Here is a 9,254-nt window from a genome sequence, read left to right on the forward strand (position 1 = left end):
CGACGTTCGTGGAAGTACTGCGGGGCCTAATCAGATCCCGGCCAGGGCCAGGTCCATGGCGAAGTAGGTGAAGATCAGATCGGCGCCGGCGCGCTTGATCGAACCCAGGGTTTCGCGCACCACTCGCTGCTCGTCGATGGCGCCGGCCTGGGCGCCGAACTTGATCATCGCGTACTCGCCGCTGACCTGGTACGCCGCCACCGGCAGGCGCGAAGCCTCGCGGATGTCGCGGATGATGTCCAGGTAGGCCCCGGCGGGCTTGACCATCAGCGAGTCGGCGCCTTCCTGCTCGTCCAGCAAGGACTCGCGCACCGCTTCGCGGCGGTTCATGGGGTTCATCTGGTAGCTCTTGCGATCGCCCTTGAGCGCGCTGCCGCCGGCTTCACGGAACGGGCCATAGAGCGCCGAGGCGAACTTGGTGGAATAGGCCATGATCGGCGTCTGGGTGAAGCCGGCGGCATCCAGGGCGCGGCGGATGGCCTGGACCTGACCGTCCATGGCCGCCGACGGCGCGATCACATCGGCGCCGGCACGGGCCGCAGCCACCGCCTGCTTGCCGAGGTTGAGCAGGGTCTGGTCGTTGTCCACTTCATGGCCGTGCATGACCCCGCAGTGGCCGTGATCGGTGTATTCGCAGAAGCAGGTGTCGGACATCACGATCATCTCCGGCACCGCATCCTTGGCGATGCGCGACATGCGCGACACCAGGCCGTTTTCCTTCCAGGTATCGCTGCCGTCGCAGTCCAGGTGGTGGGAGACGCCGAAGGTCATCACCGACTTGATCCCGGCGCGGGCGTAACGCTCGATCTCGCCGGCCAACCTGGATTCGGGAATGCGCATCACCCCGGGCATGCTCTTGATCGGCACGAAATCGTCGATTTCTTCCTCGACGAAAATCGGCAGCACCAGGTCGTTGAGGGTGAATTCGGTTTCCTGGAACAGGCTGCGCAGTTGTTCGGAGCGACGCAGGCGACGCGGACGGGCTTCTGGGAACTGGCTGGACATGATTTTTCCTAAGGCTGAGCGCGAAACAACACGAGCTATGGCGAAAAAAGGCTGAAAGCTTATGCCCGCAGCCGCCCCGGTACAAACCCGCACGGCTCAAGAGAGTCTTGCCCAAGCCGTAACAATGCCCTTGAGGCCCCGCGATCCAAGGGGTATCGGTCACTCGACGCGGCCAGCCTGCGACCATCTGACGCAACAGCGGCAGCCGCCATTGAAAAACCTGCGTGCGACAAATCCGGCGGTTGGCCGCTTGCAGCAGCTCCTGGCTCCCGCAGGGGTGTGCACACTACGGCGGCTCGCTGCCCTGCAAATTGAGGGTGTAGTCCTTCAGAGGCGTTTTGAAGTAGGCCATGCCGGTATCGTCAACCTTTCCCCTGAGCACGATCTTCTTGATCCGGTCGACAATTTCATCGGCAGCGTTTTCGGACTGAATCGTCGCCTCGATGCACTCGCCAGGCCGGTAACCCACAGTTCGAACGATCAGATTGAGATCGACGTAATGGTCAGCCTCGCGGCCCACCACGCGACGATTTTCCGGGCCCTGGGTCCAATATATCTCCACGACTTTGCCGGCCGATGGCTTGACCGGCAGGTTGCACGTGGCATTCACCACCACGCCGTTGTCCCCTGGCGTGGCCGCCACGCTGGCGGATGCCGCGGATTCGCTCCCCGGTGTATTACCAGGCAAGGTTGCCGGGCCGGGCGGTTGTTTGACCGCCGTGGTTTGTGCAATGCAAAGCAGTGGATCAAGCGCCAGCAAACCCAGCAGGCCTGCCCGCAGCATCCAGCCCTTACAGGAAACAACCTGGGCCCAGGCGCACAGGAGCCGTGCCTGCCTGTGCGTGGCGGTGCCTGCAAAATCGCCAGGCGCCAGCGCGCTCATGGATGCCTCGGTCCAGTGGGCGAAGGTGTATTCCCGCACGCTTGCTCACTGGTTTGGAGAAGCCGCAGGTGTCCCTCAATGCAGGTTCGCACCGTGCCGCCGATCCAGATTTCGTCGCCGATCTGTTCCACGTCAATCCGCCCTGCCCGCCCCATGCTCAGGCCCTGGCTGACCCGGTAGCGAGCCGGTGCCAGCCCGGCGCCCAGCAACCACTGGGCGATGCCGGCATTGAGGCTGCCGGTGGCCGGGTCTTCGGGCATGCCATCACCGGCGATAAAGGCCCGTACCTCGAACTGCGCGTCGCTGTCATCACGCTCGGGGTCACAGGGCGCGATCACCCCGACCGCCAGACCGATCAGCGCCGGGTAGTCCGGTTGCAGGTCCAGCACCTGCTGGCGTTCGCCGAGCATCACCGCCAGCCAGCCGGCGCCGTTGTCGACCCACTGCGCCTGCACGATGTCCCCGGGCGTAAGGCGCAGGCCACGGCGCACCTGCTCCAGCACCTCGGGCTCCACCGGGCCGGCCTTGAGCAGCGGCGGCGCGAGAAAGGCCAACTGATCGCCCTGGCGGCGGATGCGCACCAGGCCCACTTCGCACTCCTGGATGATCTCCTCGCCCCGGGGCACGCCGCCGGCTTCGAGCCAGGCGTGGCAACTGCCCAGGGTCGGGTGGCCGGCGAAGGGCAATTCCTGGGTGGTGGTGAAGATCCGCAGGCGGTAGTCGGCCCGGGGATCGCGGGGCTGGAGCAGAAAGGTGGTTTCGCTGAGGTTGGTCCAGTTGGCGAAGGTGGCCATGCGCTCGGTGCTGAGCTCGTCGGCGTTGAATACCACGGCCAAGGGGTTGCCTTTGAGGGGAGTCGAACTGAAGACATCGACTTGCTTGAAACTTAAGGGGGGCATACAAAAATTCCTGTTTCTTAATAAGGCCCAGCGTTATGAGGCACAACGTTGGCTGTAGCCGCTGCCGAGCCAGGGCGAAGCTGCGAAAGAGCGGGCTGCGTTCGGTACGCAGGCCCTGGCTTGGCGCCCCCAGACACACCCCTGGCATTCTTGGGATCGCCGCCACCGCTGCGCGCTCGTGCACAGCCTGCGGCAGCGGCTACAGGGCGTGCGTGCGTCAAGAAACCTTGGGAATCTCCAACCCGCGGATCACCGCCGGGCGCGCCACGAATTTGGCCAGCACTCGCTTGACCTCGGGGAAGTTGTCGATGCCCACCAATTCACCCGCCTCATAGAACCCGATCAGATTGCGAATCCACGGAAAGGTCGCGATATCGGCAATGGTATAGCGCTCGCCCATGATCCACTCGCGCCCCCCCAGGTGCTTGTCCAGCACCCCCAGCAGACGCTTGGCCTCGTTCACGTAGCGCTCCAGCGGCCGCTTGTCCTCGTACTCCCTGCCGGCAAACTTGTTGAAGAACCCCACCTGCCCGAACATCGGGCCGATGCCGCCCATCTGGAACATCAGCCACTGGATGGTTTCATAACGCGCCGCCGACTCCTGGGCCAGCAGTTGCCCGCTCTTGTCCGCCAGGTAGATCAGGATCGCCCCCGACTCGAACAGCGCCAGCGGCTGGTCCCCCGGGCCGTGGGGGTCGAGAATCGCCGGGATCTTGTTGTTCGGGCTGACACTGAGGAACTCCGGGGTCATCTGGTCCTGGGTCTCGAAGCTGACCCGGTGCGCCTCGTAGGGCAGGCCGATCTCTTCGAGCATGATCGAGACCTTGACCCCGTTGGGGGTCGGCAAGGAATACAACTGAATCCACTCAGGGAATTGCGCAGGCCATTTCTGGGTGACGGCAAAGGCGGAAAGATCGCTCATGACAGGCTTCCAGTCTCAATCAAAGGGGGGCGGCGCCACGGATGGGCAACGGCGGGGAATTATCCGCCGGGTTTTCTTAAATCGGCAACATGCAGTGCTTAAGCTGTCTGCAATCGAACCAAAAGCCGTTCAGGGACTCATAAGCCACGGCCCGATCAGGCCATGAGCAACGACAGGGAACATGGGTTTGTCAGCCTCACGCATCGCACTTGAAGAATGACCGCACCATGAACCTGCCCCGCCGCCTTGCCCGCCACTTCAAGCACCGTCGCTACCTGCCGTTGCCGGCCCTGTTGCTGGGCAGCGCCCTGTGCCTGTCCCTGGAATCCAGCGCCAGCCGCGCGCAACCGGTGGACGGCACCCAGACCCTGGTGTTCCTGCGCCACGCGGAAAAGCCCGCCGGCGGCCTCGGCCAGCTCAACTGCCAGGGCCTGAACCGGGCCATCGACCTGGCCTCGCTGCTGCCGGAGAAATTCGGCAAGGCGCAGTACGTGTTCGCCGCCAACCCCACGCGCAACGTCGAGGAAGGCGAGCTGGACAACTCCTACAGCTACATCCGCCCGCTGATGACCATCAGCCCCAGCGCCATCAAGCTCGGCCTGCCGGTGAACATCGATTTTGCCGCCAATGACACCAGCGACCTGGCGGACGAGCTGCTGCATGACCGCTACCACAACTCGATCATCTACACCGCCTGGTCCCACGGCTACCTGCCGGAGCTGATCAACAAGGTCGCCGAAGAAGCCGTGGGCCAACAGCAGCCGATCACCGAAGACTGGGCCTCCAGCGACTTCGACTCGCTGTACGTGCTGACCCTGACCTGGCGCAACGGCAAGGCCAGCCTGCACAGCCAGAGCTACAAACAGGGCCTGGACGGCGGCGAGCAGGATTGCCCGAGCTGATCAGCCCAGGGCGTCGAGCAACCGGTACCAGGCAATCCCCGCCCCCAGGTAGAGGCGTTGCAGGCCGTGCAGCGGAATCGGCCGCAACGGCGTGACCGGGAAAGGAAAACCCTGCCCCGCTCCCGTCAGCCGCGCCGCCAGGTGCCTGCCCAGCTGGGTCGACAAGGCAATGCCGCGCCCGTTGTAGCCCAGCAGGATCGACAGCCCCGGCGCCGGCTCGTGCAACTGCGGCAGAAAACTCGGGGTCAGGGCCACGCGCCCGCTCCAGCGATACTCGATGGGGACCCCCGCCAATTGCGGAAACAGGTTCAGCAACGAACGCTCCAGGTGGTTCCAGTCGGCATCCCGGCGCGGCTCGGAAAACGGCCCGCGCCCACCCAGCAGCAGGCGCCCCTGGGCGTCCTGCTTGAAATACAGCAGCAGGCGCCGGGCATCGGAACACACCTCGCCGCCCGGCAGGATGCTCTGGCGCAGCTCGGCAGGCAGCGGCCGGGTGGCGATGATGAAACTGTTGGCGGCGATCACCGTCTGGCGCAACCCCGGCCACAAGTCGTCGGTGTAGCCATTGGTCGCCAGCAGCACCTTCGAGGCACGCACTCGAGCGCCGCGGTCGGTCTCCAGGGTCCAGCGCCCGCCATCGCGCTGCAGTTGTCGGACCCGGCTCTGGCCGTGAATGCTCGCCCCCAGCCCCATCGCCACCCGGGCCAGGCCCCGGGCGTAGTTCAGCGGGTGCAGGCTGCCGGCCCGCGGGTCGACCCAGCCGCCCAGGTACTGCGGGCTGCCGATGCGCTGGCTCACCGCTGCCTTGTCCAGCAACTCCACGGCCACGCCGCGCTGGCGCCACTGCTCGGCGCGCTGCTCCAGGGTGTGCATCGCGGCGCCGGAAAACGCCGGCTGGATCCAGCCCTTGCGGGTGGCGTCGCAGCGAATGCCGTGTTCCTTGATCAGCTCGAACACTTCATCGGCCGCGCCCCCCACGGCATCGACCAGCGCCTCGCCCTGTACCGGGCCGAACCTGGCCAGCAGTTGCTCGGGGTCGAACTTGAGCCCGGGGATCACCTGCCCACCGTTGCGCCCGGAGGCGCCCCAGCCGGGCTCGCCGGCATCCAGCACACAGACGCTGGCACCGCTCTGGGCCAGGCGCAGGGCGCTCACCAACCCGGTGTAGCCGGCGCCGACAATCGCCACATCGACCTCCCGGTCCTCGGCCAGTGCCGGGGTGTGCTCGGCCGGCATGGCCGTGGCCGCCCACAGCGAGGGCGGCATGCGCAGGGGCTCGGATGCGCTCATGCCTGCACCTCCGCGCCCTGGTTGAGCAAGCGCCGCAGGAAGTCCTGGGTGCGCGGGTGGCTCGGGGTGCTGAGCACGGTTCGGGCCGGGCCGGCCTCGACGATGCGCCCGCTGTGGAGGAAGCACACCTGGTCTGCCACGTCCTGGGCAAAGCCCATTTCATGGGTGACCACGATCATGGTCATGCCCTCGTCGGCCAGCTTGCGCATCACCGCCAGCACCTCGCCCACCAGTTCCGGGTCCAGCGCCGAAGTCGGTTCGTCGAAGAGAATCGCCTCCGGGTCCATGGCCAGTGCCCGGGCAATGGCCACCCGTTGCTGCTGGCCGCCGGAGAGCTCGTCCGGGTAGGCGTGCATGCGATGGGCCAGGCCGACCTTTTCCAGCAGCGCCTCGGCCCGCAGGCGTGCTTGCCGGGGGTCCTGTTTCTTGACGTAGATCGGCCCCTCGGTGACGTTCTGCAAGGCCGTGCGATGGGGGAACAGGTTGAAGCGCTGGAACACCATGGCCACCCGGGTACGCAGTTCATGGATGCTCTTGGCCTGCCGGTCGACCCGCGCCCCGCTCACCAGGATGTCGCCCTGCTCGTAGCTTTCCAGGCCGTTGATGCAGCGCAGCAGGGTCGACTTGCCGGACCCCGAGGGCCCGATCAGGCACACCACTTCACCGCTGTGCACCTGTAGGTCGATGCCTTCGAGCACCGCCACGTTGCCAAAGCTCTTGTGTACGCCCTTGATCTGGATCATGGCTTTCTCCGGGTGCTGATGCGCGCCTCCAGGCGGCGCAGGGCAAAGGACAGCGGCAGGCTCAGGGCCAGGTAGAGCAAGGCCACCAGGGTGTAGACGGTCATGTTCTCGAAGGTCGAGGAAGCGATCAGTTGCCCGGCCCGGGTCATCTCGGCCACGGTGATGGTGGACACCAGGGACGAGTCCTTGAGCATCATCACCAGGGTGTTGCCATAGGGCGGCAAGGCGATGCGCAGGGCCTGGGGCAGCACCACCCGGCGCATGATCATCGGCCCGCGCATGCCGATGGATTCGGCGGCCTCGATCTGCCCCTGGTGAATGGCCTGGATACCGGCGCGGAAGTTTTCCGCCTGGTACGCCGAGTAGGCGATGCCCAGGCCGATCACCCCGGCCTGCATGGCGGTGAGCTGGATGCCGAAATCCGGCAGCACGAAGTAGATGTAAAACAGCTGGACGATGATCGGCAGCCCGCGAATGACGTTGACCACGCCGATGGCGAACAACGCCACCGAGCGCACCTTGGACACCATCATCAAGGCGAAGACCAGGCCGATCAGCGAGCTGAGCACGAAGGAGCCAACGGTGACCTGCAGGGTGACCACTGCGCCTTTCAACAGAATGGGCAGGAAGTCCAGAGCGTTCTGGAGAAACATGGAGAGACCCGTTTATTCAGCAGGAAAGGGACCCGGGCCAGGCGCCGGGCCGCGACTGGATCAGTTGAGCTTCCAGTGCTCGATGATGCGGTCCAGGGTGCCGTCGGCCTTGATCGCGGCGATCCCGCGATTGACCTCGGCCAGGGTCTGGGCATCGCCCTTGCGCACGATCAGGCAGACATCGCCCATGACCACCGGCTGGTAGCCCTTGACCAGCCGCACCTTGTTCTGGGTGCCCTGGGCCAGTTGGTAGGCGAGGATCGGCCGGTCGGCGAAACCGGCCTTGATCCGCCCCAGGGCCAGGTCGCGCATCAGATCGGGAATCGAGTCGTAGCCGCGCACTTCCTTGAAGATCCCGCGCTTGTTCAACTCGTCGATAAACACCGTGCCGACCTGGGCGCCGACGGTTTCCCCGGCCAGGTCCTCCATGCGGCGGTAGTCGCTGGCGTCGTCGGCCTTGACGATCAGGCCCTCGCCATAGCTGAACACCGGGTCGGAGTACTGCACCACTTTCTCGCGCACCGGGGTGCGCAGCATGGCGGCGGAGATGATGTCGATCTTGTTCGAGGTCAGAGACGGGATCAGCGCGGCGAAGGTGGTCTGCTGGATGTCCACGGCGAAACCGCCGGCCTTGCCCACGGCCCGGGCGGCATCGATCATCATGCCCTCGATGCTCTGGCTCTTGACGTCAAGGAAGGTGAAGGGAATGCCGGTGGCGGTGGCCCCGACCTTGTACAGCGGCTCGGCCTGGGCCGACGCCGAAAGGCCCAGGCCAAGGGCGCAACAGAATGCGAAAACAGCGGGTGCAAGGACGCGAGTGCGGGTGTGCATGGCGAATCTCCCATTGGACGGTTTTATTGTTTGAAGTCCGTGATGGATAGCCTCTGTTGTGGAAGGCAGGAGGCATGAACCCGACTATAAACAATTTACAAAAATCGTAAAGAGATTTATAAATATCGAATATCGATATTCAAAACACAAAATAACCTGAAAGGACTGGTCATGAGCGATAACAACAACTCCCTTTTCAACCAGTCACTGGAGAAGGGCCTGGCGGTGCTGCGGGCCTTCAACGCCGCGCAACGGACCATGAACCTGGCGGAAATCGCCACGGCCGCCGACATCAACAAAAGCTCGGCGCAGCGCATGATCCACACCCTGGAACAGCTGGGCTACGTGCGTAAGCACCCGCAGACCAAGCGCTTCCAGCTGACCCCGCGGGTGATGGAGATCGGCTACAACTACCTGGCAGCCGACACCCTGGTGGACGTGGCCAACCCCTTCCTCGCCGAGCTGGCCCAGGTCACCGGGGAAACCACCAACCTCACCGAGCCCGATGGCCTGGACATGGTCTATGTAGCGCGATTCGTGGCGCCCAAGTTCATCCCCATCCACATGCCCATCGGCAGTCGTATCCCGATGTACTGCACCGGCTCGGGCCGCGCCTACCTCAGCGCCCTGCCCGCCGCCGAGGCCACCCAGATTCTCGAAGCCAGCGAGCGCAAGGCCCACACCCGACACACCCGCACCGACCTGGACGAGATCCAGCGCGAGATCGACGCCACCCAGCGCCGCGGCTATGCCCTGAACCCGGAAGAACTGTTCCTGGGCGACATGGCGATAGCCGCGCCCATCCTCGACGGCAAGGGCTTGCCGGTGGCCGCGGTGCACGTGGTGGTGCCCAGCAGCCGCTGGACCCTGGAAGAAGCCGAACGCAAGCTCGCGCCCTCGGTGATCGAATGCGCCAGGGCCATCCGCACCTCGATTCGCACCCTCTGAAAATCGCTCTCCTGTAGCCGCTGCCGCAGGCTCGGGCCGCGTTCGGACGAATGACCCGAAGGGGCGCGGCGCTCTCAAGGCCGACAGCGCTCCGACGGAGGATCGCCAGGCAAGGCCCTGCGGGCCTTTGCGCAGCCTCGCTGACGCTCGGCAGCGGCTACAGGGCCAGTGCCGATCA

The 9,254-nt window shown here is 65.1% G+C and carries 10 protein-coding genes; 2 read left to right on the plus strand and 8 right to left on the minus strand.

What is annotated here, in order from left to right; all coding sequences use genetic code 11:
• Positions 1-30: 30 nt before the first annotated feature.
• The 4 genes from hemB to AC1RCO_RS28400 all read right to left on the minus strand — a co-directional run bounded on the left by hemB (position 31) and on the right by AC1RCO_RS28400 (position 3,709).
• On the minus strand, positions 31-1,005 hold the full coding sequence (gene hemB / locus AC1RCO_RS28385; RefSeq protein WP_015635078.1) for a porphobilinogen synthase: 975 nt from the start codon (positions 1,003-1,005) through the stop codon (positions 31-33).
• Between the two features lie 286 nt (positions 1,006-1,291).
• Positions 1,292-1,888, minus strand: a complete 597-nt coding sequence (locus AC1RCO_RS28390) for a hypothetical protein (RefSeq protein ID WP_492618269.1) — start codon at positions 1,886-1,888, stop codon at positions 1,292-1,294.
• Positions 1,885-2,787, minus strand: a complete 903-nt coding sequence (locus AC1RCO_RS28395; RefSeq protein ID WP_311168226.1) for a PhzF family phenazine biosynthesis protein — start codon at positions 2,785-2,787, stop codon at positions 1,885-1,887. Before AC1RCO_RS28395 ends, AC1RCO_RS28390 begins: the two co-directional genes overlap by 4 nt.
• 217 nt (positions 2,788-3,004) lie before the next feature.
• A complete protein-coding gene (locus tag AC1RCO_RS28400; protein ID WP_011060585.1) occupies positions 3,005-3,709 on the minus strand; it encodes a glutathione binding-like protein in 705 nt (234 codons plus the stop codon).
• 227 nt (positions 3,710-3,936) lie between these two features.
• On the opposite strand from AC1RCO_RS28400, the gene AC1RCO_RS28405 reads away from it, so the two are divergent.
• Positions 3,937-4,611, plus strand: a complete 675-nt coding sequence (locus AC1RCO_RS28405) for a hypothetical protein (protein WP_026020093.1) — start codon at positions 3,937-3,939, stop codon at positions 4,609-4,611.
• Here AC1RCO_RS28405 and AC1RCO_RS28410 read toward each other — a convergent pair whose 3' ends face one another.
• The 4 genes from AC1RCO_RS28410 to AC1RCO_RS28425 are packed head-to-tail and all read right to left on the minus strand — an operon-like array spanning position 4,612 to position 8,128.
• Entirely contained in the window at positions 4,612-5,901 is a 1,290-nt protein-coding gene (locus AC1RCO_RS28410; protein ID WP_220224130.1) for an NAD(P)/FAD-dependent oxidoreductase, read from the minus strand.
• Positions 5,898-6,644: an amino acid ABC transporter ATP-binding protein gene (locus tag AC1RCO_RS28415; RefSeq protein ID WP_011060582.1), complete on the minus strand. Its 747-nt coding sequence runs from the start codon at positions 6,642-6,644 to the stop codon at positions 5,898-5,900. The genes AC1RCO_RS28410 and AC1RCO_RS28415 overlap by 4 nt, the downstream gene beginning before the upstream one ends.
• Positions 6,641-7,297: an amino acid ABC transporter permease gene (locus AC1RCO_RS28420; protein ID WP_011060581.1), complete on the minus strand. Its 657-nt coding sequence runs from the start codon at positions 7,295-7,297 to the stop codon at positions 6,641-6,643. The genes AC1RCO_RS28415 and AC1RCO_RS28420 overlap by 4 nt, the downstream gene beginning before the upstream one ends.
• A gap of 60 nt (positions 7,298-7,357) precedes the next feature.
• Positions 7,358-8,128 (minus strand): ABC transporter substrate-binding protein, encoded by a 771-nt coding sequence (locus AC1RCO_RS28425; RefSeq protein WP_015635071.1) that lies wholly within the window; start codon positions 8,126-8,128, stop codon positions 7,358-7,360.
• 171 nt (positions 8,129-8,299) lie between these two features.
• On the opposite strand from AC1RCO_RS28425, the gene AC1RCO_RS28430 reads away from it, so the two are divergent.
• Complete coding sequence (locus AC1RCO_RS28430; protein WP_492618270.1) at positions 8,300-9,076, plus strand: IclR family transcriptional regulator; 777 nt, start codon at positions 8,300-8,302, stop codon at positions 9,074-9,076.
• The last annotated feature ends 178 nt before the right edge of the window (positions 9,077-9,254 follow it).

The sequence above is a fragment of the Pseudomonas sp. GW823-FHT03E05 genome, assembly GCF_058796855.1.